Origin of the sequence: Pseudomonas sp. R3-18-08, assembly GCF_003852065.1 — a bacterium.
GTDB lineage: Bacteria > Pseudomonadota > Gammaproteobacteria > Pseudomonadales > Pseudomonadaceae > Aquipseudomonas.
Map to the genome: position 1 here is coordinate 3768666 of NZ_CP027729.1, position 25457 is coordinate 3794122.

A 25457-nucleotide genomic window follows, 5' to 3' on the forward strand; every position below is an offset into this window, starting at 1 on the left:
CGCCCAGTCAATCAAAAGCCCCGTTGAGCACTTCGTAGATGATACCGGTGGCGATGGTTACCAATATCAGGTCGGTGCCGGCTTGCTGCCACTCATACCCGTCGTAGTGAGGCAGGCGTCCCGCCAAACGACCATCGAGTTTCTTGGCGATACCGGGCGGCAGCGGTTTGCCGCGCGCCAGATTCTTCTGAATACCCGGAGGCAGCGCAGGCCCAGGGCTCCAGTAATCGCGGTTACCGCCCACCAGGCTCAGCACACTGCCCCGATCAACGCTGGGGCCGTGACTACCCGCCGAACCTTTGCCACCAGGCTTGCCGTGGCCCTGCCCCGCCTGGTTATTCCCTTTGTTATTGCCCTGGCCTTTGCCATTGCCGGGATCAGCCAAGGCAATACTGCTGCCTGCAAACAATGCGAGCGACAACACTACGGACACACACTTCGGGCACTTGATCATGATGTAGTTTTTCCAGGGGGATACCTGATCAACTGTAGTCGAGGTTATGCCACCGGGCACGGCATCAGCTCACCCGCCCGCCTGTTTCCACAATATCCACCTGAGTCTGCCAGGCCGCCGCGACCGCCAGGCGCAAGCCTTCCACCAACATCGGCAGCGCCATCGACGGCTCACCCGACCCAGGCAGGCCCGGCACATGGATAAACCCACTGCGCACCGCTGAACCCACCAGCGCATGCTGCAATCGATAAAACACCTGATTACACACGAACGTGCCCGCCGTCTGCGAAACCGAGGCGGCAATACCCGCGTCTCGCACCGCTCTGACCATGCCCTTGATCGGCAATGTCGAGAAGTAAGCGGCCGGCCCCCCCTCTACCACCGCAGTGTCAATCGGCTGGGCGCCCAGGTTGTCCGGGATGCGTGCGTCATTGACGTTGATCGCGACCCGCTCGATCGAAATGTCACTGCGCCCAGGGCCCAAGCCTGTGGCGATGACCATCACCGGATGTAATTCGTCGATCAACGCCATCAAGGTGTCGGCAGCCGTGGCAAAGGCGCAGGGCAATCGGCGTGCGACGATCCGCACGTCATCGCCCAGTTGCACGCCCTCCAGCTGGCGCACCGCTTCCCAGGATGGGTTGACGTCGTCGTGATCGAAAGGCTCGAAGCCTGTCAGCAATAAGGTGTTCATCCTGGCCTCACATCAACAGATAAAGCAGCACAATATTGACCACCAGCATCATCAATGCGGTGGGCAATTGGGCCTTGATCACCGCGTTCTTGTCCGGCAGCTCAAGCAACGCGGCCGGCACGATATTGAAGTTGGCCGCCATCGGCGTCATCAGCGTACCGCAGTAGCCGGAAAACATGCCGATCGCCGCCATTACCGCCGGGTTGCCGCCGTAGATCCCCACCAGCACCGGCACACCGACGCCGCCGGTCATCACCGGAAAGGCTGCAAAGCCGTTGCCCATGATCACAGTAAACAAGGCCATGCCCAACACATACACCATGACCGCCACCAACTTGAAATCCAGGTTGATGTAAGTGGTAGTGACATGAGCAACCGCCGTGCCCACCCCGGCTTCATTGAACAACAGCCCGAGCATTGCCAGCATCTGCGGCAGCACCATGGCCCAGCCAAGGGCTTCGGTCAGGCGACGCGATTCGCGCAAGGCTTGCACCGGCGTATCGCGGGTCAGCCAGCAGGCCAGGCCGAGGGCGATCAGGCAGCCGATGCCGAGCGAGACGAAGGTGGTGTTCTTCGGATCGAGTAGCGGTACACCGCCAATTTCGGTGTGCTTGAGCAATACCGAGCCAATCACCGTGGTCAGCGGAATCGCCAGCGCGGGGATAAACAGCTTGTGACCCAGGCGACCGGCACTGGCACGGGAAGCCTTGACGTGCAATTCGGCGTGCTGGCCACGGCCAACGCCGCCCAGGCCCGCAATCAATGCCATCACCACAACGCCGACACCTACGACCACCGAGGGCAGCCGCTCCCCCACAAGGAACGGAATGGCAAACAGCAGCCAGAACAGCGCGCTGGACCAACGCTTGGGGTGGGTGCGATCCAACACGATCATGCCGGCAGTGATCAGCAACAGCACCCCGGCCAGCCAGTACAGGTATTGAATGGAAATAATCATTGGGCAGCCTCCACCGACGGGGCGGCGGCGGTCATCTCACGGGTCAACCTGCGATCGAACCGATGCAGCCGGATGGCGTGAATGATAAAGGCACAGATCGCCGTCGGGATGCCCCACACTGCAATGTGCAGCGGATCTACATCAATTCCCGAGCCGAGCAGGAAGGTATGCATCAACGCGATCGCACCAAAGGCGACGAAGATGTCCTCGCCAAAAAACAACCCTACGTTGTCGGTGGCGGCGCACATGGCCAATACCTTGTGACGCTGCTTGTCCGGCAGCTTGCCATAGCGTTTTTCCGCCGCACCTTCGGCCATCGGCGCCAGCAATGGCCGTACCATCTGCGGATGCCCGCCCAGGCTGGTCAGCCCCATGGCCGCAGTCGTTTCACGTACGAACAGATAGATGATCAGCAAACGCCCGACCGTCGCGCGCTCGAAGCGGGCGATCCAGTTCTGCGCATGCAGGCGCAGGCCATGACGCTCCAACAGGCCAATCACCGCCAACGGTAATAACAGGATCAATTGCAACGCACGGGTTTGAAGGAAGCCATCACCCATGGTTGCGAGAATTTTTTCCAGCGGGAAATGGGCGGCGAGCCCGGTCGCGATAGCGGCGGCGGTCACCACCAGCAACGGATTGAAGCGCAATACAAAGCCGACCACGATGACAAGTACGCCGATCAACGGCCATAAGTTCACAACAGTTTGCATGGCGGAGAGGTCCTTTAGTGCGCGCTGCGGCGCCATTACAGCAGGATGTGAGCAAAGGGCTCACAGCATGAAAGTGGCGTGCAGTCGGCTCGGTTTTTTTATTGTTGACCCGGAAGGTCGAGCAGTGGCGGCAACTTTGCTGCCTTGAGGTGGGAGGTGTCCAACAAGAAAAACTGTTGCTGCAGACCAATAAATTTTGTCGATATTGGCAGCGCTGGCCCCGGCAACTGGAGAGAATCGGGATTGGCCCTATACTCAGCCATGATGGTCCTGCGGATCATCCACGGTGCGATTGCCGACAATGAGGGCTCCAGCTATGTATGCCGGTCACATGAGCAGTATGGCGACAGCAATTGGCGAAATACGTTGCCAGATGGTGGTCCAGATTATTTGCCTGCTGTCGGTGGCTACGCTTTTCTGTTGATCGAGACGCGTAGCCCTCGAGTGCGCCGCCAGGTGTCACTTTGGCAAGGTATTGCCCGAAGTCCAGACCGTCCAGCAGAGCTTGGACTCCGAGCGTTTGCAGCTTACGCATAAAAAGACCAGAATAACGACCTGTAAAGGAGTCTTATTTATGCAAAACATCCTGGCTGATGTAGCCGTCAGCGTATCCGAACTCAAGAAGAACCCTTCCTCCGTCTTGAGCGGCGCCAACGGCTTGCCTGTGGCTGTGCTGAACCACAATCGCGTTGTGGGTTACATGGTCCCTGCCAACGTTTACGAAGCAATGGTCGAACGCCTGGACGAACTGGAATTAGTCCAACTGGTAAAAGCTCGGCTCGACGCCAACGAAACACCGGTTCAAGTATCGCTCGACGATCTTATTGGCGAGGCCGAGGCAGATATCGCCAATGGCCAATGAGTACAACGTCGAGTGGGATCCGAAGGCGCTGAAAGAACTGCGAAAGCTCGATGGTACAGTCCGCCTGCAGTTTTTGAAAAAACTCCAGGAACGGCAGACCGGACCGCGCGTGCCAGGTGATGCGCTTCACGGCATGAAGGATTGCTACAAAATCAAATTGCGCGGCGCGGGCTACCGACTGGTGTACCGGGTCGAAGATGAGCGAATTGTCATCCTCGTGTTAGCCGTCGGTAAACGTGAGCGCAGTTCGGTGTATGAGCAGGCGGGGAGACGATAGATGCGTGCAATACGTCTGCTCCTTTTGCAAAAGTTTTGCAAATCGCAGAAAGCAAAAAAGGGGTCACCGTTTCCGATGACCCCTCTAGACCGCCCAGCAGAGCGGATTTTGTTTGGTAGGCGCGATTGGACTCGAACCAACGACCCCCACCATGTCAAGGTCTGCTAGGAGCAGGCTCCTAGCCCTGGTGCTCTTGGACTTCACAGAACGCCCATTCACATCTATGAGGCGTCAACAATGGCAAATTTCCGCTTACTCCCGTCCGGCAACTGGAATGCTCAGGTGCGGGTTAAAGGCAAATCTCCCCAGTCGAAAACCTTCAGCACCAAGGTCGAAGCAGAGTCATGGGCGAAACAAATCGAAGCTGTGACATTGGATCGCAAGCACCACACCATCTATACGCTCGGGATGATTTACTGCGAAACCATGCTCAAGGGTAAAGGCAGCTACAACCACGCCCTAAAGATCGTTGAGCACCTAGGCAGGCATTTCACCCAGCCTATTCATGAAGTCACGCCGCAGATGATCAATGACTTCAAGATCATGCGACTGAAGAAGGTCAAGCCGTCCACGTGCAGGACGCAGCTCGCATTTATGTCCCGCTTCTACCGATTCGCCAAACGAGGGTTGTTGATCGACATTCATAATCCTGTCAGTGACATTGCACTTCCCAAACCTGACCGGTCTTCAGACAAGGTGGTACGTGCAAGCGAGCTTGAGCGATTACTGGCGAAGCTTTCTCCAACAATGAAGCTCATCGTTGAACTGGCATATGAGACTGCCATGCGGCGCTCTGAAATCCTGAAACTGACCAAAGACTGCCTGCATCTCAAGGATCGCATTGCCGATGTGATCGATGGGAAGAACGGCACACGGTCCGTCCCCCTCACCCACCGAGCCGTCGAGATTCTTGAACTCGCCCAACTGTGTGCCACTGTTGAACGCTACCCACACGGCATACTCTTCAATGTCACTCCACACGCAGTATCACAGGCTGTGCGTCTGGCACGTGTAAAGGCTGGACTTGATAGCAGCGTCAGGCTGCACCAACTCAGGCACACGCGCATCACCAACGTGGCGAAGAAAGGATTCAACAATGCTCAGATCATGATCGTCTCAGGACACAGGGATACTCGGTCCGTCGCACGATATTCTCACTTGAACGTCAGAGATGTGCTGCACCTTATTGATTAAGTAGCCACATGGGCTGCCAGCCTCGATTACCTAAAGGATTGGCGGCCTCGAAACTCATTAGAAACCATCGATAAACCCAAACATAACCCGCACTGAATTCGTCACGCTCTTAGTATCAACTGGTCGTTCCGTCCAGTATTTATGGGCTTACATGGCTGTCTGAACTAAGCCGGGCGCTTTCTCTCCCACCAGAAACCAGTTTCTGACGGACTGGATTTAGAGAAGGTCAAACCTAGGTAGTACGACACGCCTACATCATTCCACTGGCACGCGCAGCAACTATCGCTTGACAACTTAGGGCAGTTTGAGAGACAATTCGTAAATCAGACAAACATGCCGAATACATCTAGCGCCCATTCAGTGCCAGATGATCGGTATTGCTTTGTCTGCAAACTGGCTGACCACCACCGACGGTCAATGCAACCATGAGAAATAGCCATGACCATTGCAATGAAAGCAAAACCAACCTCGAGGTCGACGACATCCGAAAGCTGAGTTCATTTACTCCTCTATAGAGAGAAATGCTGTCGATGATGCCGACCAACGTGTCGGTTTTTTTTCGCCAAAAATTCAAACTATGGAGGTATCAATGAACCAATATTTCATGCATGACCGTGTTAGGACCATCTACGTACTGCCACAATTGGCAGGCGTCCGCCTCGACTACACCCTCGGGGAAGAACTGCCGCTGTTCGGAGCACCTAAGGATAATAAGAAGTTGACCTATGGCGTCGGCTATAACAGTCGGGATCGACGTAAGGCTATGGGTATGCCCTACTTCAAGACAGGCAAGGGCACCCCACACAAAACTTGGTCCAACATGATGCGGCGCTCTTACGGCCCCAAGAAGGCCGCTGCCTATGAAGGGTGCAGTGTCTGCATCAAGTGGCATGACTATCAGGAGTTTGCCGCGTGGTACTCCATGCAGCCCTACGCGTTCGAGGCTGACGCCGAGCTGGACAAAGACATTTTGGACCCGCTGAACACAACGTACTCACCCGAGCACTGCACGGTAGTCCCAAAGAGCCTCAACCTGATTTTCAAGGGTTCTCGAAAACTGCGAGCAAGACTCCCGCGTGGCATATACGTCCACTCCAGCGGATCAGGCTTTGTTGCCCGGATTTCAAGGTATGGCAGTGCGAAAGACCTTGGCCACTTCGATACCCCTATTGCGGCCTTCGAAGCTTACAAGCAGGCAAGACAATCGTATGGACAAGAGTTGGCCGAATTCTATGACGGACTGATTGACGAGAGAGTCATTAGCAGACTGAAGAACCTGTCGGCCCACATCCGCGACTGATTTACCCCCAAGTACCACCGCAGGTCTACGCCTGCGGCAACCACTACTAACGAGGCACATGCCTATGAAGAATTGAATTGAACAGGAGAACGACCCATGCAACACATCGCACGTATGCGCACGCACAACATCGACGGATTCATTGTTGACCCAGCCACAGGCCAAGTGCTGGGAAGCTACACCACCCATTCCCTAGCCCTAGCCCCAGCTCCCTACGATTACCCATCGCCCCAGGCCTGCAAGACCTCAGCGGTATACCTGAACTTTGAGCTTGATCCGGCGCCACGCTCCGACGTTACCGAAGCTCAAGTGGAAGGTTTGCCAGATGGCGTGATTGACCTTGACGCCCAACGAGCTAAACGCGGGCCAAAGCCCAAAGTGAAATCCAACCGGATCGCCAGCTTGTTAAAGGTAGCCCACACTGAACATCGTGGATGGATGGACGATTTTGTCTTTGGTGGGTGCGCTACAGTAGGTCTTGTCAGTAACGGCAAACTGAACGTGAGCCCATCACACGTACTACGGACTTGCCTGCTGGATGAGATAAGTGTTGAGGTTGTGAAGCGCGTGATTCGCCTTGAAGGATTGCGCACCATAAGCGACCAACAAGCACGTAGAGTCTGTCAGTGTGCCCGACTAGCCATTGGCGGAATGGAACTCTATCTTGAACGCAATCCGAATGTACTCCAGCAGCTCCAGTACGAAGTTGATTTTGCAGAGTCGTATGATGCTGATAGTGCGGATGTCCTGCAAGAATTGGCTGGTTTTTAATTACGCTCGGATAAGAGAGAGAAGCGAACGACCTTTGGAAGAGGATTTCACGACGAGGGATTTACGCTCGGATATAATAGAAGGCGAAACATTCGCACATTGAATGGACTACCTCCAGTCGGTACGACTGAGATTGATACCTCTCGAACGTCCGTTCAAAGCTGATCCACTTGAAAAGTATCCAGAATAAAAAATAGATAATACCAAGCAACTTAAAAGAGAGATGACTACTGACAGGCAAGCCTGTCGTATCAACCTTGAACACCTACGGTGCTCTTTCTGCACCAACAAAAGAAGATCAAGCGAAGAGCTGGGTTTGTGTAATCTTTTTCGTTACTGAAGTACATAGGAAGGAACGTCGGCGGTCACGCCGCAGCTGAGCACTGTTGAAAACTGACGTTTTCGGTACATACCCTTTGCTGCGAACACACTTCAGCGGAGCTGGGAAGGTATCATGCTCAAAGCTCCGCTTTATGTGCTTAACAGTTACCGCAGGTAGAAGTAGAGGAACACAACAACCAGAATCACAAATACCACCCGCCCTTGATAGACATCAGAGTTCAATTGGTCATTCTTGATCTGTTGGTAAGTACTTGCATCACTCAAGCCTTGGGTCTTGTAGTGCATAATCTGATTGATTTGCTTGTCGAGCCTCCTATTGTGTGCATCATTGCTCCGCATGGTGACGCCCCAGATGAAGAGCCACAACCCGCAAGTGGGGATACACATCAGCAGGTGTAGGATGTGATTAGTTTTCTTTTTCTGCGTTGCCAGTACAAACAGCTTTTCGTTCATGCCTCGCCCTAACTCGGTCAGTGGTTGGTGTGCCTATCGGCTCATTGAGTATAAAAATCAACGTAGCCAACCATTCGCTGTCATGGCGGTTTTCCCGCTGGGTAGCTGGATCAGTGCAGACTTGTCGCCGTCCTTGGGGCCTTCAATGAACTTGACCTTGGTCGCTGTTGAGATCGTTCGGCACTTCCCCGAGCCGATCAAGCGTTCAGCCTCATCTTCGTCCTGATCAAGCGACGCCTCCACCATCTTTGTCCAGTCACCGGCCTTGTAACAAACCATCGAACCAGCAACGAGCGTTCGCTTTGGGTAGGTGTCAGCCACGGCGGCGGTAGATGCGAGAAGTGATAGCAGGCATAGCAAGCGAGAGTTGGTGTTCATCAAGTGATTCCTTTGATTGTTAGAGCGTTAATTCACAGTATATTGTGAAGACCTGCTGATGCTCAACCACGACAGTGCCCGCTCACTAGCGTGGAGTGATTGCATTGGAGATCGGGGTGGCCTTTGGGCGTGTGCTACGACAGAAAAGACGCGAAGCGGGCGTTACCCAAGAACAGTTGGCACTGGAAGCCGACGTGCAACGGAATTACGTCAGTCTGATCGAGAGGGGCGTCAATCAACCTACGATTGCTGTCTTATTCAAGCTAGCCAGTGCTTTGAAGTGCAGCCCGTCCACGCTGATTCTCCTAGTGGAGGAGGAATTGGGACAATAGGGAGCAACTGGTTTTGAAAATCTCTGATTAACACTCAAGGATGACCGTCATGCCAGACAACACAGATGCCCACATAGCCACAGCGGACGTGCTAACCCTTCTGCTGCAAAACCAATACGCGTTAGCCGCTGCAATTGAAGAAGTAGCTCTATGGGCTAGAGCCAATGGTTCAATCGAAGCCCATGATCACGCCGTCGCCGCGCTGGAGACCCTTGATACGAACGCATCCGCCATCACAGCTGGAATTCTCAAACTACGGCAATGACCGCTATCAAAGAAGTAGACGTAACTGGTAGTTCGATAGCCACTCGCCTATCACTATCAAATACCTATTGCAGATAGACATAAGATTCAATTATCATTTATCTATCTAATCTAAGATCAAAGGATAGTCCACCTTGAATGCTCACCTCTACCTTCGTGCATCAACGAAAGACCAAGACGCCAACCGTGCAAAAGTCGCCCTGGAGTTGTTCGCTGTCGAAAAGGGTTTGAGTACCGTTGGCGTGTATGCGGAGAACATCAGTGGGACCAAGCTCAACCGTCCTGAGTTGCTTTCCTTGCTCGATACGGCCGAGAGTGGAGACGTGCTATTGGTTGAGTCTGTAGACCGCCTGAGTCGCCTCTCACAGACTGACTGGGACACGCTCAAGGCTACTATCAAGGCCAAGGGATTGCGTCTGGTTGTAGCTGATCTGCCTACCAGTCACATGCTGGTTGAAGCCAAAGGAATCACCGGGCAAATCATGGACGTGATCAACAACATGCTGATCGATCTGATGGCAACCATGGCACGACTGGATCAAGAGAAACGTGTGGAACGCATCAAGCAAGGACTGGAGAACAAGCGTGCCGCTAATCCTGAGTGGAAGCCAACAGGTAAAGGCAGGAACGCTGCCAAGTGGGCTGAGGTACAGGCGCTGATGCGGAAGCATCCAACAATGTCTGCTGATCAAATTGCCAAGCTGGCTGACTGTGGCGTTGCCACCGTTTACCGGATAAAGCGAGAAACGGAAGTCGCATGAATGGACCAGCTTGAAGGGCGGACTAATTCAGCCGCATGTATGATAGAAGCACTTCGATTTAACTTTTGAGTGAATCCAGAATTGCATGAGGCCGTTAGTGCTATGACCGGACAACCACACCAAGCGTCAACAGGCGGGATTTCCGCAGAGCTCGGCTATTACCCGATACATTGCGACATGGAAACGAATCAGTTTTCCATTCTGACTCTCTCAGGGCATGAAGCGAAAGTAGCCGCAATCATCGGAGACGTAAACGTCATCAAGGACTGGCTCTATCCGGGAGCACAACAGCAACGGGACATAATGAGCGGACATATCCGGTCACTGCCCTATAGTGCTCGCATCTTCGGACTACCCAAGACGCATGTCCTGACACTGCACAGAAGCGAGAGTAAAGACGATATCGATTTCGTCGTCTGGTGCCTGTCCTTCTTCACTGGCATGCGCCTAACGACAACAGAGGCAGGCTTTCTTGACGCAACCCCTATCAAACCAGGGAAGCTCGTTGACTTCTCCCTTCGCCGCTGCACCGTAACCGACGCTATCCAATTGGCACTCGATTTCCTAGAACTGGAGCGTGGCGATCCGTCGGCACTCAAGAGGGTTACTGCGGTCATCCACGCATTGTTCTTAGCACAATATCCCCAGAATCTTCCCTTTGAGCAGTTTCAGTATCTCTACATGGCATTAGATGCCTGTTTCAGACTGGTGGCAGTCAAGGAAGGACCGAAATTCAATCAGCCTCATGCCGGGCGAATCCAGTGGATGTGTGAAAAATTCGACATCCCCGTACCCAAATGGGCAGAGAGCACCATAGCTGATCCCTCATCCCTATCAATCGTTCGTAACAATACCATCCACGAAGCTATATTTTTTAATGAGCCACTTGGATTTTCGATTTACGGCGGTAACAAGCCTGATGTGAATCCCTGCAACGTTCCGCTGCAAATGCAGGCATTAGTTTGTCGGCTTCTGGTTGCCATTCTTGGAAGGGCAGATGTCAGCTATGTCAAATCCGCAGTCAATACCCGAATGATACATAGCCTTGAGTTAAATGCTTGAGTCACGGTGGCATCTCTTGACTTGGCCACCAGTCAAACAATGCTGAAGTCAGCCCAATGTCAGGATGATTCCGCACGCTCACATCGGACAAAGGTACTCCGCGATTTCAGGCAGGAAGGCGAGGCATGCAGCCTTGGCAGTAATAGGAAGCCCCCACTTTAGCCGCTATGAAAGCTGCCAGCCCTGCGAAGAGTAAAACGTTGCGTATGTGGCCGTACCACTTGCCCCACCACAATAGCCGCTGACATTCGTCTAAATGGTTTTTCTTCTCAGATTTGCTCGCGGCAGCTAGCTTGGCGTTCTCGTGGAACACCCTTACGACAATGTTCATCCGCATGAATCCAAGTGCCGCGCTCGCAGCGAAGATCAACATACAGCCAATCATCGCCGTGCTGCGATTCAATCCGATCGGACTGTATACGTTGTTTTGTGCAAGGTACGCGCAGATAGCCACTGTGGCACCCAACAGGAACTGGTCGAGCTTAGTGGACTCTTCCACTGCCTTGAGCGATATCTGGTCTGCAATGTGAAGCTCTGAGGTCATATTTGATTCCTTCGGTGGCAGGAGTATTTCTTTGAGGACGACGAGAAAAAGCTTCAACATTCTAAGCAGTGATACGCTTCCTGACCCAAAGAACGGAGCTGGTGCATGACAACCACATGGAAGCTGAGGCAACTTCAGGAATGGATTGAGACAACTCGGCCTGAGGATAGCCAGACCGCCGAGATACCGAAGTCGCTTAGCCGCTCAGCCCTGATCGTCCAATACCACGCTCGACTGGCAAGGGACGCATTCGCAGAGTTTAAGCAGCCGGATGACAACAACTACAAAATGTTTGTTGCCATGATGAGCTTTGAGCCTGATTTCAGTAGGGCAGCTCTCGCTCATGAAGCAAACATCATTGCCACGATCCACACCGTGCGAAACTACGCTGACATTTTTGCCCAGCTAGCAAATACATTGGCTATGCCAATACCTTTACCTGAGCGCGATTCCACCTTCGGCAGGGTTGCAGACAAGCTGCCGGAATCAGCTCTGAAGCAAGGTATGCTGGCGCTGAATTCATCTTACTGGTTTCGCTACCTTGCAGCGTTTAGCAACATCTCTAAGCACCGTCGTCTGTTAGAGAGTAAACCAAGCGTGTCCTTTGAAGAGGGAGTGAGTGGCCTACGAGTAGAGAAATTCTCGTATACGTTCAGTTCGAAGGAACCGGAGATGGAGTTCCCACGCTGCTGGGGACACGATTTGCTTGAAGAAACGTATAGCGTGTATCGCCGGATTCTGGAGCTAGGTCAGGAGTTGAACGAACACGTCTGCCCCGACTGCGAGGCGAATTAACCGCCATTTACATCTAGGGCGGGCAGTTGGAAACTGCCACAAGCTTCTTCTCAGTCTTGCACCTTTCGAATACACGTCGTGCGTCACAGCCCCTCCCCCTCGGCTCTGCCAGCATCTAGCACAAGGATAAGAATGCAATGCAAACCAGTGAAATCATCAGCACCGCAGGCCTGCTTCTCACCGCTTTAGTAGCAGTCGGTGGGTGGTTTTGGCAACGCTGGCAGGAACGTACAAGCGTTCGCGTGGCTATCGTTGCTGAAGTGTTGGCACTAAGGAAAATTGCCGTAGAACGAGGCTACTACGCAGGTCTAACCGAAATGGGAAACCAGTTACTCGAAACGCCTGAAGAAGAACGCTCAGAAGCCTCATTGCAGGTACGAATCCCACAGCACTATTGCAGGGTCTACGTCGCCAATCTTGGGAAACTTGGCTACCTCGCGCCAAAGGATGCTCAGTTGGTTGTTAGCTTCTATCAGTACGTCGATAGCGTCGTACAGGACGTCATAGAGGGCGGAATCATCTACGAAGGTACGGATGACCCAGAAGCCTTCACAGAGGCCGCAAACGTCCTTCAATTCGCGTTAGACGCAGCACAGCAACTGGCTGACAGACATGCGAACTAATAAGCGGCTCCAGAACGTGAGCAGTAACGCTCGTAGGAGCGAGTGCGGGCCATTATCAGGGTCCCGATACTCGCCTTCAAAGTCTCGTTCTGAAGCTCGTAGAGCTTCAGAGCCACCCAACTTATTTCTATTTCCCGCAGATTGCCATTTGACCTACTCGTGGCGTGCTTAGCGCCTCTCGTACTCAAACCTAACCCACTATCAGCCCCTATTATTTTCCCTTACGTAATACTGGAAACGCCAGCAGACGCCGCTTTATTTTTTGCGGGGAATTTGGCAAACCATACAGCCCCACCCTTTTTCCGGCGGAGAAATAGGATTCCAGGAAAGCGGTTTTCCCTATTTCTCTATTTTACTTGCGGTTTCCGAGCCTGACGGGATCATCGTATACCCCCAGTCAAAATGATGCAGTTGCCCGCAGCTCCAGCACGCCTTCCTGTCGTTCACTTCGAGATGCTCTATCGCCATTGGACTCTTGCATTTCATGCAAGGCGCGATACACAGGTTCGATGGCTCGATTATGTACGTGTCTTCGTCTTCACACCTAACGAGGTGTTTATTGCAGCACCATGGGCATTCGACCGTGGCACTGGCTTCAACCTGAGATTGGCTTGCGTACATGTCTTTTCCGCAAACACCGCAAGTGAACGTATCGATTTTGTTTATCGACAACACCACCGTTGCTGACGCAACACGTTCGATCTCGTTCAGAAATCCTTGAACAACGGCCGGAGTTAACTTCAGATTCCGTGTATCAGCAAGGGCGGGCGCGTGCAGGAAACTGCTTAACTTCTGGTAATGCTTGTTGAGCCACTCGACCGAAAACATCTTGTAGTCGCCAATGGGGAATGAAACGCCGTCCGGGCCAGTAAACGCGATTGACATGTCCAGATCGGCTTTTGGCTCAAAGCTGCGAAGCATCTTCAATGCTTTGTCTGGTTGCCATTTTCGGAAGATGGAAGGAGGCAATTTAGGGCCAACTTGCCCAAGCTTCTGATAGACAATACGTTCAAGTGCCAGCCGCATCTCAAGGCAAGCGTGGCGTAATGAATTCTCGTCTCCTGCGTCGATGAAAATCTTTGCTCGTGCAAGGAAATCGTCAATATCGAAAATGCCCATGGCCGTCCATACCTGAAGGAGGTGCGAGTGGAGCTTACCTATTTACAGTAGCTGGCTGCCAAATCACTGGCTTAATCAGGGACCAGTGATTTACCACCGTACTCCGCCCCAACCTCTTTCATACTTGCAACCTGAATCGCCGTGCACATTGCTCAGTGTGAACGAACGCGATATTTTGTGAACGTTCTGCATGAATTCCAGGCAACAAAAAAGGGCTCACCTTTCGGTGAGCCCTTCTAGACCGCCCAGCAGAGCGGATTTTGTTTGGTAGGCGCGATTGGACTCGAACCAACGACCCCCACCATGTCAAGGTGGTGCTCTAACCAACTGAGCTACGTGCCTGCTGTGAGGCGGCATTCTACGGAATTCCGTAGGGGTGTCAACATCTTTTTTGCAGCTAAGCCTATGAATATGCGAATTTTTTATTCGCGGGCGACGCGCCCGCGATTTACGGGTGGCTGGCAGGCAATTTTCAACTCAGGTAGGATCGCCGCACTCGTAAAAAATATAAAACAGAGGTTCCAGGATGGCGAACACCCCCTACCCCCAGTCCTATTACGCCGCCTCCGCGAACGCGGTTCCGCCGCGTCCGGTGCTGCAAGGTGAGATCGAAACCGATGTCTGTGTGATCGGTGCCGGTTATACCGGCCTGTCCAGCGCGCTGTTTCTGCTCGAGAACGGTTTTCGCGTGACGGTGCTGGAAGCCGCCAAGGTAGGTTTTGGTGCGTCCGGCCGTAATGGCGGGCAGATCGTCAATAGCTACAGCCGCGACATCGATGTCATCGAGCGCAGCGTCGGGCCCAAGCAGGCGCAGTTGCTGGGTGAGATGGCATTCGAGGGCGGCAGGATCATTCGTGAGCGCGTGGCCAAGTATCAGATCCAGTGCGACTTGAAGGACGGCGGTGTGTTCGCCGCCCTTAACAGCAAGCACATGGGCCACCTGGAATCACAGAAGCGCCTGTGGGAACGCTACGGCCATACACAACTGGAACTGCTGGACGAGCGCCGTATCCGCGAAGTAGTGGCTTGTGACAACTATGTAGGCGGCCTGCTGGACATGAGCGGCGGGCATATTCACCCGCTCAACTTGGCCTTGGGTGAGGCGGCAGCCGTTGAGTCCCTCGGTGGCACAATCTATGAGCAATCGGCAGCGGTGCGCATTGAGCGTGGCGCCAATCCGGTGGTGCATACCGCCGAAGGTAAAGTTAGAGCCAAGTTCATCATCGTCGCGGGGAATGCCTACCTGGGCAACCTGGTGCCGGAGCTGGCGGCGAAATCAATGCCGTGCGGCACCCAAGTGATCACTACCGCCCCTTGGGCGATGAATTGGCCAGGACGTTGCTGCCGCAAGACTACTGTGTCGAAGACTGTAACTACCTGCTCGATTATTACCGCCTCACCAGCGACAAACGCCTGATTTTCGGCGGCGGCGTGGTGTATGGCGCGCGGGACCCGGCGAATATCGAAGCGATCATCCGGCCAAAAATGCTCAAGGCCTTTCCACAGCTCAAGGACGTAAAGATCGACTACGCCTGGACCGGCAATTTCCTGCTGACCTTGTCGCGCTTACCCCAGGTGGGCCGCCTCGGCGATAACATCTATTACTCTCAGGGCTGCAGCGGCCATGGCGTGACCTATACGCATCTGGCGGGCAAGGTATTGGCCGAAGCCCTGAGAGGCCAGGCAGAACGCTTCGATGCGTTTGCCGACCTGCCTCACTACCCCTTCCCCGGCGGACAGCTCTTGCGCACGCCGTTTGCCGCAATGGGCGCGTGGTATTACGGGCTGCGGGATAAGCTGGGCTTTTGACGCACAACGGGGAGCCGGTTCGCCGGCTCCTTGCCTGGAAAGCCAAATCGCAGACACAAAAAACCCCGGTCTTTCGACCAGGGTCTTTGCTATCGGATCAAAGTCAGCCAATGGCTTTCTTTGTGCTTCAAGGCGTTCAGCGGGCCTTGAGGCAGATATGGCGCAGCGGACGGGACTCGAACCCGCGACCCCCGGCGTGACAGGCCGGTATTCTAACCGACTGAACTACCGCTGCGTATCGCTTGGCTGACTGAGGCTAAACCCCTCAATCACCTTTAAACATCTGACTGATCAGCTTTCGCTGTTCAATCTCAAGCCCGACACATCGGACCTGGAAAATATGGCGCAGCGGACGGGACTCGAACCCGCGACCCCCGGCGTGACAGGCCGGTATTCTAACCGACTGAACTACCGCTGCGCGTCGGTGCAACCTTTAACGTTGCGTCTTGCCACAAGGGCAAAACTCTCAAGAAGTGGTGGGTGATGACGGGATCGAACCGCCGACCCTCTGCTTGTAAGGCAGATGCTCTCCCAGCTGAGCTAATCACCCTTTGCTTCGTTGAGGCCGCGAAATTTACGCAGGTAGCGGACCTAAGTCAATAGCCCGCTTGAAGTTTTTCTGAAAAAGACAAAAATGCTTCAAGACCGCCCTACTCGCTGTAAATCATCTTCTTGCTCATGCCACCGTCCACCACGAACTCCTGCCCGGTGACAAACCCGGCCTGGCGCGACAGTAACCACGCCACCATGGCTGCTACGTCCTCCACCGTGCCTACCCGGCCCGCCGGATGCTGAGCGTGATCGGCATCGGTGAGCGGCTCGGCACGCCGCGCAGCGGGATCACGCGCATCGATCCAGCCAGGGCTGACCGCATTGACCCGCACTTCCGGGCCCAGGCTCATCGCCAACGCGTGAGTCAGCGCCAGCAGGCCACCCTTGCTCGCCGCATACGCTTCGGTGTCCGGCTCCGATTGGCGCGCCCGTGTCGAGGCCAGGTTGACGATAGCGCCACCGTGGGCGCGCAGGTACGGCGCGCAGTGCTTGGCCAGCAGCATCGGCCCACTGAGGTTCACCGCCAGTACGCGGTTCCAGTACGCCAGGTCGAGGCTTTCCAGGGTGATATTGCGCGGATCGGCCACCGCCGCATTGCACACCAACGCATCCAGGCGCCCAAATTGCCCCAATACCTCAGCGACACCTTGAGCCACTTGCTTCTCGTCGGCCACGTCCATGCTGATAAACCAGGCATTCTCGCCCAGCACCTTGGACACCTTGGAGCCGCGCTCGCGGTCCAGGTCGGTCAACACCACCTGCCAGCCTTCGCTGATCAGCCACGCCGCAATCCCGAGGCCAATGCCCCGCGCTGCGCCGGTCACCAACGCAACGCGCCCGTTACTGGCCGTTGCGGCCTCCATGGACCACTCGATCACAAGGCCGCCAGCCCGCGGGCCAGGTCGGCCTGCAAGTCAGCCACATCCTCCAGCCCGACCGCGATGCGAATCAGACTGTCACGGATGCCTGCCGCTTCGCGCTCCTGCGGCGCCAGGCGCCCATGGGAGGTGGTGCTCGGGTGCGTGATGGTGGTTTTGCTGTCACCCAGGTTAGCGGTGATCGAGATCAGGCGCGTGGCATCAATAAAGCGCCAGGCGCCTTCTTTGCCACCCTTCACTTCGAAACTCACTACCGCGCCGAACCCGCGCTGCTGGCGCTGCGCCAATGCGTGCTGCGGGTGGCTCTTGAGGCCGGCGTAATGCACTTTCTCGATCCCGTCCTGCTGCTCCAGCCACTCGGCCAGCGCCTGGGCGTTGGCGCAATGGGCCTTCATGCGCAGGCTGAGGGTTTCCAGGCCTTTGAGGAAAATCCACGCGTTGAACGGGCTCAGGGTCGGCCCGGCGGTGCGCAGGAAGCCCACCACTTCCTTCATCTGCTCGCTGCGACCGGCCACCACACCGCCCATGCAACGGCCCTGGCCGTCGATGAACTTGGTGGCCGAATGCACCACGATGTCCGCGCCCAACTTCAACGGCTGTTGCAGAGCCGGGGTGCAGAAGCAGTTGTCGACAACCAGCATCGCGCCCTTGGCGTGCGCCACTTCGGCCAGCGCGGCGATATCCACCAGTTCAGCCAGCGGGTTGGACGGCGACTCAACGAACAGCAGCTTGGTATTGGCCTTGATCGCCGCCTCCCAGCCAGACAGATCCGCCAGGGGCACGTAGTCCACTTCGATACCGAAGCGCTTGAAATACTTCTCGAACAGGCTGATGGTCGAACCGAACACGCTGCGCGATACCAGCACATGGTCGCCAGCGCTGCACAGGCTCATCACCACCGCCAGGATCGCAGCCATGCCGGTCGCCGTGGCCACCGCCTGCTCAGCCCCCTCCAGGGCGGCGATACGCTCTTCGAACGCACGCACGGTCGGGTTGGTGTAGCGCGAGTAGACGTTGCCCGGCACTTCACCGGCAAAACGCGCAGCAGCGTCGGCCGCCGTGCGGAATACATAACTGGAGGTGAAGAACATCGGATCACCGTGCTCCCCTTCCGGGGTACGGTGCTGGCCGGCGCGCACAGCCAGGGTATCGAAAGCTACGCCATCGAGGTCGCTGTCCAAACGACCGGCATCCCATTCCTGACTCATGCTGCGACTCCTTACTCGAATTCTTTATTTAAGATACAAAACCGGCCCCTCAGGGCCGGTGTTCACTCAGTTGTTGTACAGATCGATGATCGCGCTGACCGCCTGGGTCTTGATCTTCGACGAGTCGTTGCGCGCCTGCTCGATCTTGTTCAGGTAGGCCTCATCGACGTCACCGGTCACGTACTTGCCGTCGAACACGGCGCAGTCGAACTGGTCAATCTTGATCTTGCCGCCGCCGACCGCTTCGATCAGGTCAGGCAGGTCCTGGTAGATCAACCAGTCGGCACCGATCAGGTCGGCCACGTCCTGGGTCGAACGATTGTGGGCGATCAGTTCGTGGGCGCTCGGCATGTCGATACCGTACACGTTCGGGTAGCGCACGGCAGGCGCGGCAGAACAGAAGTACACGTTCTTCGCACCGGCTTCACGGGCCATCTGGATGATCTGCTTGCACGTGGTGCCGCGCACGATGGAGTCATCCACCAGCATCACGTTCTTGCCACGAAACTCCAACTCGATGGCGTTGAGCTTCTGGCGCACCGACTTCTTGCGTGCCGCCTGGCCGGGCATGATGAAGGTACGGCCGATGTAGCGGTTCTTGACGAAGCCTTCGCGGAACTTGACGCCCAGGTGGTTGGCCAGTTCCAGCGCGGCGGTACGGCTGGTGTCCGGGATCGGGATCACCACGTCGATGTCGTGCTCGGGACGCTCGCGCAGGATCTTCTCGGCCAGCTTCTCACCCATGCGCAGGCGCGCCTTGTACACCGAAACGCCGTCGATGATCGAATCCGGACGCGCCAGATAGACGTGTTCGAAGATGCACGGGGTAAGTTTCGGCGCAACGGCGCACTGGCGGGTGTGCAGCTTGCCGTCTTCGGTGATGTACACCGCTTCGCCCGGCGCCAGGTCGCGAATCAGGGTGAAGCCCAGTACATCCAGGGACACGCTTTCGGAGGCGATCATGTACTCGACGCCTTCGTCGGTGTGGCGCTGGCCGAACACGATCGGGCGGATGCCGTGCGGGTCACGGAACCCGACGATGCCATAACCGGTGATCATCGCCACGACGGCATAACCACCCACGCAACGGTTATGCACGTCGATTACGGCGGCAAACACGTCTTCTTCGGTGGGCTGCAGCTTGCCGCGCTGGGCCAGCTCATGGGCGAACACGTTGAGCAGCACTTCCGAGTCGGAGCTGGTGTTGACGTGGCGCAGGTCAGATTCGTAGATCTCCTTGGCCAGTTGCTCAACGTTGGTCAGGTTACCGTTGTGCGCCAGGGTAATGCCGTAAGGCGAGTTGACGTAGAACGGCTGAGCTTCGGCCGACGTCGAGCTACCGGCGGTTGGGTAACGCACATGGCCAATGCCCATGTGACCGACCAGGCGCTGCATGTGACGCTGATGGAACACGTCGCGCACCAGGCCATTGTCCTTGCGCAGGAATAACCGGCCGTCGTGGCTGGTCACAATACCGGCAGCGTCCTGGCCGCGGTGCTGGAGGACGGTTAGCGCGTCATACAGCGCCTGATTGACGTTCGACTTACCGACGATACCGACGATGCCACACATGCGACGCAACCCCTACTTAATGGATCTTGACTGAACACTCTTACTGAGGCGTTTTGGCCGGCAAGAGATGTTCCTTGAACGGAAGATCAGCGGGTACGCTGATTCCGCTGGCCAGCCACTGACTGCTCCACCCCAATATGAGGTTCTTGGACCAGTCTGCAACCAATAGAAATTTTGGCACGAGCACCGACTCCTGCCACCACGAATCCTGCTGTACCGGCCCCAGGCTCAACAGCCCGACCGCCACGACCACCAGCAACGCGCCGCGCGCGGCGCCGAAGGCCATGCCGAGAAATCGATCGGTCCCGGAAAGGCCGGTGACACGTATCAACTCGCCAATAAGATAATTGACCATTGCCCCCACCAGCAGCGTGGCGATGAACATGATGGCGCAGCCCGCGATGACGCGAGCCGAGGGTGTCTCTATGTACCCGGCCAGGTAGACCGACAGTGAACCACCGAACATCCAGGCTACGACTCCTGCGATGATCCAGGTCAGCAACGACAGTGCTTCTTTTACGAAGCCGCGGCTCAGACTGATCAAAGCGGAGATGGCGACGATTGCAACGATCGCCCAATCAACCCAGGTAAATGGCACAGTGCAGCCTACGTACGGATAAGGCGGCGCATTTTAGCAGAGCGCCGGGCTATCGGTAAGCGGTGATTGCGGGTGCCTTGCAAATCAATAGATTGGGCAGTGCGAATGGTATTTCAAGACCGCTGAAAACCAATGTGGGAGGGGGCTTGCCCCCGATGGCGGTGGTTCAGTGCCAGATGTACTGGCTGACCCACCGCTATCGGGAGGATAGCCCCCTCCCACACTTGACTGCATTTCAAGTCTCGAAATCAGCCGCGCTCAGGCTGAAAACGAGTGACGAAACCCTTGAGGTTCTGCTGACGGTCCAGTAGATCCCGCAGGCGATCCGCTTCGGCGCGCTCGATCAGCGGCCCGATAAACACGCGGTTCTTGCCGTCGGCGCTGCGGATGTAGGCGTTGTACCCTTGGGCGCGCAGCTTTTTCTGCAAGGCGTCGGCGCCTTCGCGGTTGCCCAGGCTGGCCACTTGAATCGACCAGCTGATCGGCAAGCCATTCGGGTCGATACGGCTCTGGCCTACGTCCGGCTTGCCCGGCGCGGCAGGCTGTGGCGCTACCGGTTTGGGCGCAGGCGCTGGCGTCGCGGGCTTGGCGGCAACAGCCGGAGCGGGTGCCGGCTTGACCACCGGCACGCTTGGCTGCACCGGCATGGACGGCGCCTGTTGCGCGGCGACCTCTTCGTCGCTCGGCACCGGCTCTTCTTCAGGCAGCGCCTGCGGCTCAGGCACCACCACCGGCTCGACCTGGACCTGAGGCACCACCGGTGCCTGGGGCGCAGCCGGAGCCTCGACGAGCACTTGGCGCTGCTCGTCCTGACGGGAAAACAGCATCGGCAAAAAAATCACCGCCAACGCCACCAACACCAGGGCTCCGACCATTCGCTGCTTGTATGCGCTATCCAGTAATGCCATGTGCAGCTTCCTCCGTGGAGCGCCGGGCCAGCCATTCGAGCGCCTCGGCAACACAATAAAATGATCCGAACAACAGAACCTCGTCCTCGGCCGTCGCCACCGCACACTGCGCCTCGAGGGCCGCGGTGATGCTTGCATACGACGTCACCGACGCACCAAGGTTCTGCAAGGCAGTTTCCAGCTCAACTGCCGGACGGCTACGTGGCGTATCCAGCGGCGCGACGGCCCAGGACTGAACCCCGCTCAGCAACGGCGCAAGCACGCCGTCGAGATCCTTGTCGGCCAGCAGGCCAAACACCGCCAGGCGGCGGCCGGACGGCGGCGTGCGCGCCAAGCGCTGCGCCAGATACTCAGCGGCGTGAGGGTTATGGCCCACATCCAGCAGCAGGTTCAGGCGCTTGCCCTGCCACTCCACGGCACGTCGATCCAGACGCCCTACTATGCGCGTTGCCAGCAGGGTTGCGGCTATTTGCCCGGCATTCCACGGCAGATCCAGCAGCAGATAGGCTTGCAGCGCCAGCGCGGCATTCTCCATCGGCAGGTTCAGCAGCGGCAAATCGCGTAACACTACCGGCTGGCCCCGCGCATCGCGCCCGGACCATTGCCAATGCTGATCGCCGATCTCCAGATTGAAGTCGCGCCCGCGTAGGAAGAACGGGCAGTCGAGCTCACGCACCTTGTCCAGCAAGGGTTGCGGCGGGTCAAGATCGCCGCACAAGGCAGGCTTGCCCTGGCGAAAGATCCCGGCCTTTTCGTATGCCACGGATTCACGGGTGTCACCCAGGTAATCGACATGGTCGACGCCGATACTGGTGACCAGCGCCATGTCCGCATCCACCACGTTGACCGTGTCCAGACGCCCGCCAAGGCCCACTTCCAAGACGACGACATCGAGTTGCGCACGCTCGAACAGCCACAACGCCGCCAGGGTGCCCATCTCGAAATAAGTCAGGGAAATCTCGCCACGCCCTGCATCGAGGGCGGCGAAGGCTTCGCAGAGCTGCTCGTCGGTCGCTTCGCGGCCATTGAGCTGCACCCGCTCGTTGTAACGCAGCAGGTGCGGCGAGCTGTAGACGCCGACGTTCAGCCCTTGGGCCTGCAGCAGCGCCGCGACAAAGGCACAGGTGGAGCCTTTGCCGTTGGTGCCGGTGACCGTGATCACACGCGGTGCCGGCCGCCCCAACCCAAGGCGGGCCGCTACCTGTTGCGAGCGCTCCAGGCCCATGTCGATGGCGGACGGATGCAACTGCTCAAGGTAGGCGAGCCATTCGCCCAGGGTACGTTGGGTCATAGGTTTGCTGGCACCGGTGGCACGACGATCGGCTCGACCTTAGGGGCGACGTAGACCGGCGTCGGCAGCCCCATCATTTGCGCCAGCAGGTTACCCAGGCGTGGGCGCAGCTCACCGCGCGGGATGATCAGGTCGATGGCGCCGTGTTCCAGCAGGAACTCGCTGCGCTGGAAACCTTCCGGCAATTTTTCACGCACGGTCTGCTCGATGACGCGCGGGCCGGCAAAGCCGATCAGGGCTTTTGGCTCACCGACGATCACATCGCCGAGCATCGCCAGGCTGGCGGAAACGCCGCCGTAGACCGGGTCGGTCAGTACCGAGATGAACGGAATGCCTTCTTCGCGCAGACGCGCCAGTACCGCCGAGGTCTTGGCCATTTGCATCAGGGAAATCAACGCTTCCTGCATACGCGCGCCACCGGAGGCGGCGAAGCAGATCATCGGGCAGCGGTTTTCCAGGGCATAGTTGGCGGCGCGCACGAAACGCTCGCCGACGATGGCACCCATGGAGCCGCCCATGAAGGAGAACTCGAACGCCGAAACCACCACCGGCATGCCCAGCAGCTTACCGCTGACGGAGATCAGCGCGTCTTTCTCGCCGGTCTGCTTCTGCGCACCGACCAGACGGTCCTTGTACTTCTTGCTGTCGCGGAACTTGAGGCGGTCGACCGGCTCCAGGTCAGCGCCCAGCTCGTTGCGGCCGTCGGCGTCGAGGAAGATGTCGATACGGGCGCGTGCGCCAATACGCATGTGGTGGTTGCACTTGGGGCAAACGTCCAAGGTCTTTTCCAGCTCCGGGCGGTACAGCACCGCGTCGCAGGATGGGCACTTGTGCCACAGACCTTCAGGAACCGAGCTTTTCTTCACCTCGGAACGCATGATCGAAGGGATCAGTTTGTCTACTAACCAGTTGCTCATGCTTTCTTTCTCCAGTACCGGTGGCTTGAACACAGCCCCGCGTATGCCCTTGAGCTAAATTCATATGTGGCGATGAGGCCGGCGGGACGGGGTCAGAGGTTCGACCAGCCATTTCCCGCCTGCATCCTCAGCCTTCCAGACAACCTGCCAGCGCAGGGTTGCCACTTCGTTTCCGGGCCTCCCGCAGGCGGCGCCGGTGCTGTTTTACACAGTGGTAGTTATGGACGGCGGCAGACTGCCAGCCGTCACATCGCACCGCTGCTGTTGCGCACGGCCCGCAGGAATGCACGAATCTTGTGGTGATCCTTGATGCCCTTGCCCTGCTCCACCCCGCCGCTGACATCCACGGCATACGGCCGGACCTGTTCGATGGCCGCGCCGACATTCATCGGGTTGAGCCCACCGGCGAGGATGACCGGCTTGCTCAGGCCCGCCGGGATCAGCGACCAGTCGAAGGCTTCTCCGGTACCGCCGGGAACACCTTCGACGTAGGTGTCCAGCAGAATCCCGCGCGCGCCCGCATAGGCGGCACAGGCGGCGGCGATATCATCGCCGGCCTTGACGCGTAACGCCTTGATATAGGGGCGCTGATAGCTGTCGCATTCGTCCGGGGTTTCGTCGCCATGAAACTGCAGCATGTCCAGCGGCACGGCATCCAGGGTTTCATTGAGTTCACAACGGCTGGCGTTAACGAACAAACCCACGGTGGTCACGAACGGCGGCAGCGCGGCGATGATGGCCCGCGCCTGCAACACATTCACCGCCCGCGGGCTCTTGGCATAAAACACCAGGCCAATGGCATCCGCCCCCGCCTCGACCGCCGCCAACGCGTCTTCGATGCGGGTAATCCCGCAAATCTTGCTGCGAACGGCTGACATATCGTAGAAACCTCAGGGATTGAACCGAGAAAGTCCCGGATGGTAACAAAAGCTTTTCCAGGCGTCAGCCGCCAAGTTCACTGAAACCTGTGAGGAAGTGTGGCCCGATAAAACGCTCTGGCAGCTCGAACTCGTCGCGGTACTCCACCTGCACCAGATACAGGCCGAACGGATGGGCCGTAACCCCACCGGTGCGGCGGATGCGGCTTTGCAGCACTTCCCTGGCCCATTCCACCGGGCGCTCGCCGGTGCCGATGGTCATCAGTACGCCCGCAATGTTGCGCACCATATGGTGCAGGAACGCCCCGGCACGGATATCCAGCACAATCATCTTGCCATGCCGGGTCACGCGCAGATGGTGGACTTCCTTGATCGGCGACTTGGCTTGGCATTGGCCGGCACGGAACGCGCTGAAATCATGCACACCCACCAGATGCTGCGCGGCCTCGGCCATGCGCTCGGCATCCAGCGGGCGATGGTTCCAGGTGATTTCCTGGTTCAGGTGCGCCGGGCGAATCTGATCGTTGTAGATCACATAGCGGTAGCGTCGGGCGATGGCCTTGAAGCGCGCATGAAAATGCGCCGGCATCACCTTGGCCCAGGTGACGCTGACGTCGTGGGGCAGATTGATATTGGCGCCCATCACCCACGCCTTCATCGAGCGTTCGGCCTGGGTGTCGAAATGCACCACCTGGCCGCAGGCATGCACGCCGGCGTCGGTACGCCCGGCACACATCAGCGACACCGGCGAGTCAGCGACTTTCGACAAAGCGTTTTCCAGGGTTTCCTGCACCGTCAGCACGCCGGAGGCCTGGCGCTGCCAGCCGCGATAGCGCGAGCCTTTGTATTCCACGCCGAGGGCGATGCGGTGAAAGCCTGCGGCCGCCATTTCGGCGGCCGCGTTATCTATATTTGCCAAGAACTGAGAGCCTGATGAGTTGCGCGAAGAC

At 57.0% G+C, this 25457-nt stretch carries 28 protein-coding genes, 4 tRNA genes and 1 pseudogene; 12 read left to right on the forward strand and 21 right to left on the reverse strand.

The genetic code is table 11. The features are described 5' to 3' along the window. Positions 1-7: 7 nt before the first annotated feature. The 4 genes from C4J92_RS17215 to C4J92_RS17230 form a co-directional block, all read right to left on the reverse strand. Entirely contained in the window at positions 8-454 is a 447-nt protein-coding gene (locus C4J92_RS17215) for an anti-virulence regulator CigR family protein (RefSeq protein ID WP_124404703.1), read from the reverse strand. 64 nt (positions 455-518) lie between these two features. Continuing rightward, positions 519-1148 carry a pyroglutamyl-peptidase I gene (pcp, locus tag C4J92_RS17220; protein ID WP_124404704.1) on the reverse strand — a complete coding sequence of 210 codons (630 nt, stop codon included), beginning with the start codon at positions 1146-1148 and terminating at the stop codon, positions 519-521. Between the two features lie 7 nt (positions 1149-1155). Next, complete coding sequence (locus C4J92_RS17225; protein WP_124404705.1) at positions 1156-2106, reverse strand: DUF979 domain-containing protein; 951 nt, start codon at positions 2104-2106, stop codon at positions 1156-1158. After that, complete coding sequence (locus tag C4J92_RS17230) at positions 2103-2819, reverse strand: DUF969 domain-containing protein (protein WP_124404706.1); 717 nt, start codon at positions 2817-2819, stop codon at positions 2103-2105. The genes C4J92_RS17225 and C4J92_RS17230 overlap by 4 nt, the downstream gene beginning before the upstream one ends. Positions 2820-3393: 574 nt before the next feature. Here C4J92_RS17230 and C4J92_RS17235 point away from each other — a divergent pair. From C4J92_RS17235 to C4J92_RS17255, 5 genes are all read left to right on the forward strand, one after another. Beyond that, positions 3394-3681: a type II toxin-antitoxin system Phd/YefM family antitoxin gene (locus C4J92_RS17235; RefSeq protein ID WP_124367663.1), complete on the forward strand. Its 288-nt coding sequence runs from the start codon at positions 3394-3396 to the stop codon at positions 3679-3681. After that, entirely contained in the window at positions 3671-3958 is a 288-nt protein-coding gene (locus C4J92_RS17240; protein ID WP_124404707.1) for a type II toxin-antitoxin system RelE/ParE family toxin, read from the forward strand. The genes C4J92_RS17235 and C4J92_RS17240 overlap by 11 nt, the downstream gene beginning before the upstream one ends. A 237-nt stretch (positions 3959-4195) precedes the next feature. Continuing rightward, positions 4196-5152, forward strand: a complete 957-nt coding sequence (locus C4J92_RS17245; protein ID WP_124404708.1) for a site-specific integrase — start codon at positions 4196-4198, stop codon at positions 5150-5152. A gap of 589 nt (positions 5153-5741) precedes the next feature. Further along, on the forward strand, positions 5742-6452 hold the full coding sequence (locus C4J92_RS17250) for a hypothetical protein (RefSeq protein WP_124404709.1): 711 nt from the start codon (positions 5742-5744) through the stop codon (positions 6450-6452). Between the two features lie 96 nt (positions 6453-6548). Continuing rightward, positions 6549-7223, forward strand: coding sequence for a hypothetical protein (locus C4J92_RS17255; RefSeq protein ID WP_124404710.1), 675 nt, complete (start codon positions 6549-6551; stop codon positions 7221-7223). A 486-nt stretch (positions 7224-7709) separates the two neighbouring features. Here the strand turns inward: C4J92_RS17255 and C4J92_RS17260 are convergent, their stop codons facing one another. Together C4J92_RS17260 and C4J92_RS17265 are read right to left on the reverse strand one after the other, a co-directional pair. Then, positions 7710-8018 (reverse strand): hypothetical protein, encoded by a 309-nt coding sequence (locus C4J92_RS17260; RefSeq protein WP_124404711.1) that lies wholly within the window; start codon positions 8016-8018, stop codon positions 7710-7712. A 57-nt stretch (positions 8019-8075) separates the two neighbouring features. Next, positions 8076-8396 (reverse strand): hypothetical protein, encoded by a 321-nt coding sequence (locus C4J92_RS17265; protein WP_122683193.1) that lies wholly within the window; start codon positions 8394-8396, stop codon positions 8076-8078. 131 nt (positions 8397-8527) lie between these two features. Between C4J92_RS17265 and C4J92_RS17270 the strand changes: the two genes are divergently transcribed. From C4J92_RS17270 to C4J92_RS17285, 4 genes are all read left to right on the forward strand, one after another. Next, a complete protein-coding gene (locus C4J92_RS17270; RefSeq protein WP_241088507.1) occupies positions 8528-8728 on the forward strand; it encodes a helix-turn-helix domain-containing protein in 201 nt (66 codons plus the stop codon). Between the two features lie 49 nt (positions 8729-8777). Then, positions 8778-8993: a hypothetical protein gene (locus tag C4J92_RS17275; RefSeq protein WP_122683194.1), complete on the forward strand. Its 216-nt coding sequence runs from the start codon at positions 8778-8780 to the stop codon at positions 8991-8993. 133 nt (positions 8994-9126) lie between these two features. Beyond that, complete coding sequence (locus C4J92_RS17280) at positions 9127-9753, forward strand: recombinase family protein (RefSeq protein ID WP_124404712.1); 627 nt, start codon at positions 9127-9129, stop codon at positions 9751-9753. Between the two features lie 102 nt (positions 9754-9855). Next, entirely contained in the window at positions 9856-10815 is a 960-nt protein-coding gene (locus tag C4J92_RS17285; RefSeq protein WP_124404713.1) for a hypothetical protein, read from the forward strand. Between the two features lie 106 nt (positions 10816-10921). On the opposite strand, the gene C4J92_RS17290 is transcribed toward C4J92_RS17285, so the two are convergent. Beyond that, complete coding sequence (locus tag C4J92_RS17290) at positions 10922-11359, reverse strand: hypothetical protein (RefSeq protein ID WP_124404714.1); 438 nt, start codon at positions 11357-11359, stop codon at positions 10922-10924. Between the two features lie 105 nt (positions 11360-11464). Here C4J92_RS17290 and C4J92_RS17295 point away from each other — a divergent pair, with 105 nt between their 5' ends. Together C4J92_RS17295 and C4J92_RS17300 are read left to right on the forward strand one after the other, a co-directional pair. Beyond that, positions 11465-12154, forward strand: coding sequence for a hypothetical protein (locus C4J92_RS17295; RefSeq protein WP_124404715.1), 690 nt, complete (start codon positions 11465-11467; stop codon positions 12152-12154). Positions 12155-12291: 137 nt separating this feature from the next. Further along, positions 12292-12777, forward strand: a complete 486-nt coding sequence (locus tag C4J92_RS17300; protein WP_124404716.1) for a hypothetical protein — start codon at positions 12292-12294, stop codon at positions 12775-12777. Positions 12778-13116: 339 nt separating this feature from the next. Here C4J92_RS17300 and C4J92_RS17305 read toward each other — a convergent pair whose 3' ends face one another. Together C4J92_RS17305 and C4J92_RS17310 are read right to left on the reverse strand one after the other, a co-directional pair. Continuing rightward, a complete protein-coding gene (locus tag C4J92_RS17305; protein ID WP_124404717.1) occupies positions 13117-13896 on the reverse strand; it encodes a hypothetical protein in 780 nt (259 codons plus the stop codon). 265 nt (positions 13897-14161) lie between these two features. Then, positions 14162-14238 (reverse strand) — tRNA-Val (locus C4J92_RS17310). Positions 14239-14422: 184 nt separating this feature from the next. On the opposite strand from C4J92_RS17310, the pseudogene C4J92_RS17315 reads away from it, so the two are divergent. Then, positions 14423-15705, forward strand: a pseudogene (locus C4J92_RS17315) (NAD(P)/FAD-dependent oxidoreductase). Between the two features lie 158 nt (positions 15706-15863). On the opposite strand, the gene C4J92_RS17320 reads toward C4J92_RS17315, so the two are convergent. The 12 genes from C4J92_RS17320 to truA form a co-directional block, all read right to left on the reverse strand. Then, a tRNA-Asp gene (locus C4J92_RS17320) sits at positions 15864-15940 on the reverse strand. 106 nt (positions 15941-16046) lie between these two features. Continuing rightward, positions 16047-16123 (reverse strand) — tRNA-Asp (locus tag C4J92_RS17325). A 56-nt stretch (positions 16124-16179) separates the two neighbouring features. Next, positions 16180-16255, reverse strand: a tRNA-Val gene (locus tag C4J92_RS17330). 100 nt (positions 16256-16355) lie between these two features. After that, positions 16356-17120, reverse strand: coding sequence for an SDR family oxidoreductase (locus C4J92_RS17335; RefSeq protein WP_124367667.1), 765 nt, complete (start codon positions 17118-17120; stop codon positions 16356-16358). Between the two features lie 11 nt (positions 17121-17131). Further along, on the reverse strand, positions 17132-18343 hold the full coding sequence (locus tag C4J92_RS17340; protein ID WP_124363593.1) for an O-succinylhomoserine sulfhydrylase: 1212 nt from the start codon (positions 18341-18343) through the stop codon (positions 17132-17134). A gap of 66 nt (positions 18344-18409) precedes the next feature. Further along, the gene (gene purF, locus C4J92_RS17345; RefSeq protein WP_124363594.1) at positions 18410-19915 is read right to left on the reverse strand and encodes an amidophosphoribosyltransferase; all 1506 of its coding nucleotides are present in this window, start codon (positions 19913-19915) and stop codon (positions 18410-18412) included. Between the two features lie 40 nt (positions 19916-19955). Then, positions 19956-20513, reverse strand: coding sequence for a CvpA family protein (locus C4J92_RS17350; RefSeq protein WP_003192538.1), 558 nt, complete (start codon positions 20511-20513; stop codon positions 19956-19958). A 248-nt stretch (positions 20514-20761) separates the two neighbouring features. Continuing rightward, positions 20762-21421: an SPOR domain-containing protein gene (locus C4J92_RS17355; RefSeq protein ID WP_124404718.1), complete on the reverse strand. Its 660-nt coding sequence runs from the start codon at positions 21419-21421 to the stop codon at positions 20762-20764. Continuing rightward, positions 21405-22712, reverse strand: coding sequence for a bifunctional tetrahydrofolate synthase/dihydrofolate synthase (gene folC / locus C4J92_RS17360; protein ID WP_124404719.1), 1308 nt, complete (start codon positions 22710-22712; stop codon positions 21405-21407). Before folC ends, C4J92_RS17355 begins: the two co-directional genes overlap by 17 nt. After that, positions 22709-23629, reverse strand: a complete 921-nt coding sequence (accD, locus tag C4J92_RS17365) for an acetyl-CoA carboxylase, carboxyltransferase subunit beta (protein ID WP_005789754.1) — start codon at positions 23627-23629, stop codon at positions 22709-22711. The genes folC and accD overlap by 4 nt, the downstream gene beginning before the upstream one ends. Positions 23630-23874: 245 nt before the next feature. After that, positions 23875-24507: a phosphoribosylanthranilate isomerase gene (locus C4J92_RS17370; protein ID WP_124404720.1), complete on the reverse strand. Its 633-nt coding sequence runs from the start codon at positions 24505-24507 to the stop codon at positions 23875-23877. A gap of 64 nt (positions 24508-24571) precedes the next feature. Continuing rightward, positions 24572-25396, reverse strand: a complete 825-nt coding sequence (gene truA / locus C4J92_RS17375) for a tRNA pseudouridine(38-40) synthase TruA (RefSeq protein WP_124405827.1) — start codon at positions 25394-25396, stop codon at positions 24572-24574. Positions 25397-25457 lie beyond the last annotated feature (61 nt).

What these genes read in the sequence shown, in the direction of transcription:
- C4J92_RS17230 (WP_124404706.1), bottom strand. Translation starts at nt 2,819, where the DNA reads ATGCAAACTGTTGTGAACTTATGGCCGTTGATCGGCGTACTTGTCATC.
- C4J92_RS17290 (WP_124404714.1), bottom strand. Translation starts at nt 11,359, where the DNA reads ATGACCTCAGAGCTTCACATTGCAGACCAGATATCGCTCAAGGCAGTG.
- C4J92_RS17305 (WP_124404717.1), bottom strand. Translation starts at nt 13,896, where the DNA reads ATGGGCATTTTCGATATTGACGATTTCCTTGCACGAGCAAAGATTTTC.
- purF (WP_124363594.1), bottom strand. Translation starts at nt 19,915, where the DNA reads ATGTGTGGCATCGTCGGTATCGTCGGTAAGTCGAACGTCAATCAGGCG.
- C4J92_RS17275 (WP_122683194.1), top strand. Translation starts at nt 8,778, where the DNA reads ATGCCAGACAACACAGATGCCCACATAGCCACAGCGGACGTGCTAACC.
- C4J92_RS17285 (WP_124404713.1), top strand. Translation starts at nt 9,856, where the DNA reads ATGACCGGACAACCACACCAAGCGTCAACAGGCGGGATTTCCGCAGAG.
- C4J92_RS17295 (WP_124404715.1), top strand. Translation starts at nt 11,465, where the DNA reads ATGACAACCACATGGAAGCTGAGGCAACTTCAGGAATGGATTGAGACA.
- C4J92_RS17245 (WP_124404708.1), top strand. Translation starts at nt 4,196, where the DNA reads ATGGCAAATTTCCGCTTACTCCCGTCCGGCAACTGGAATGCTCAGGTG.
- folC (WP_124404719.1), bottom strand. Translation starts at nt 22,712, where the DNA reads ATGACCCAACGTACCCTGGGCGAATGGCTCGCCTACCTTGAGCAGTTG.
- C4J92_RS17260 (WP_124404711.1), bottom strand. Translation starts at nt 8,018, where the DNA reads ATGAACGAAAAGCTGTTTGTACTGGCAACGCAGAAAAAGAAAACTAAT.
- truA (WP_124405827.1), bottom strand. Translation starts at nt 25,396, where the DNA reads ATGGCGGCCGCAGGCTTTCACCGCATCGCCCTCGGCGTGGAATACAAA.
- C4J92_RS17355 (WP_124404718.1), bottom strand. Translation starts at nt 21,421, where the DNA reads ATGGCATTACTGGATAGCGCATACAAGCAGCGAATGGTCGGAGCCCTG.
- C4J92_RS17240 (WP_124404707.1), top strand. Translation starts at nt 3,671, where the DNA reads ATGGCCAATGAGTACAACGTCGAGTGGGATCCGAAGGCGCTGAAAGAA.
- C4J92_RS17340 (WP_124363593.1), bottom strand. Translation starts at nt 18,343, where the DNA reads ATGAGTCAGGAATGGGATGCCGGTCGTTTGGACAGCGACCTCGATGGC.
- C4J92_RS17335 (WP_124367667.1), bottom strand. Translation starts at nt 17,120, where the DNA reads ATGGAGGCCGCAACGGCCAGTAACGGGCGCGTTGCGTTGGTGACCGGC.
- C4J92_RS17370 (WP_124404720.1), bottom strand. Translation starts at nt 24,507, where the DNA reads ATGTCAGCCGTTCGCAGCAAGATTTGCGGGATTACCCGCATCGAAGAC.
- C4J92_RS17300 (WP_124404716.1), top strand. Translation starts at nt 12,292, where the DNA reads ATGCAAACCAGTGAAATCATCAGCACCGCAGGCCTGCTTCTCACCGCT.
- C4J92_RS17250 (WP_124404709.1), top strand. Translation starts at nt 5,742, where the DNA reads ATGAACCAATATTTCATGCATGACCGTGTTAGGACCATCTACGTACTG.
- C4J92_RS17225 (WP_124404705.1), bottom strand. Translation starts at nt 2,106, where the DNA reads ATGATTATTTCCATTCAATACCTGTACTGGCTGGCCGGGGTGCTGTTG.
- pcp (WP_124404704.1), bottom strand. Translation starts at nt 1,148, where the DNA reads ATGAACACCTTATTGCTGACAGGCTTCGAGCCTTTCGATCACGACGAC.
- C4J92_RS17265 (WP_122683193.1), bottom strand. Translation starts at nt 8,396, where the DNA reads ATGAACACCAACTCTCGCTTGCTATGCCTGCTATCACTTCTCGCATCT.
- C4J92_RS17255 (WP_124404710.1), top strand. Translation starts at nt 6,549, where the DNA reads ATGCAACACATCGCACGTATGCGCACGCACAACATCGACGGATTCATT.
- C4J92_RS17215 (WP_124404703.1), bottom strand. Translation starts at nt 454, where the DNA reads ATGATCAAGTGCCCGAAGTGTGTGTCCGTAGTGTTGTCGCTCGCATTG.
- C4J92_RS17235 (WP_124367663.1), top strand. Translation starts at nt 3,394, where the DNA reads ATGCAAAACATCCTGGCTGATGTAGCCGTCAGCGTATCCGAACTCAAG.
- accD (WP_005789754.1), bottom strand. Translation starts at nt 23,629, where the DNA reads ATGAGCAACTGGTTAGTAGACAAACTGATCCCTTCGATCATGCGTTCC.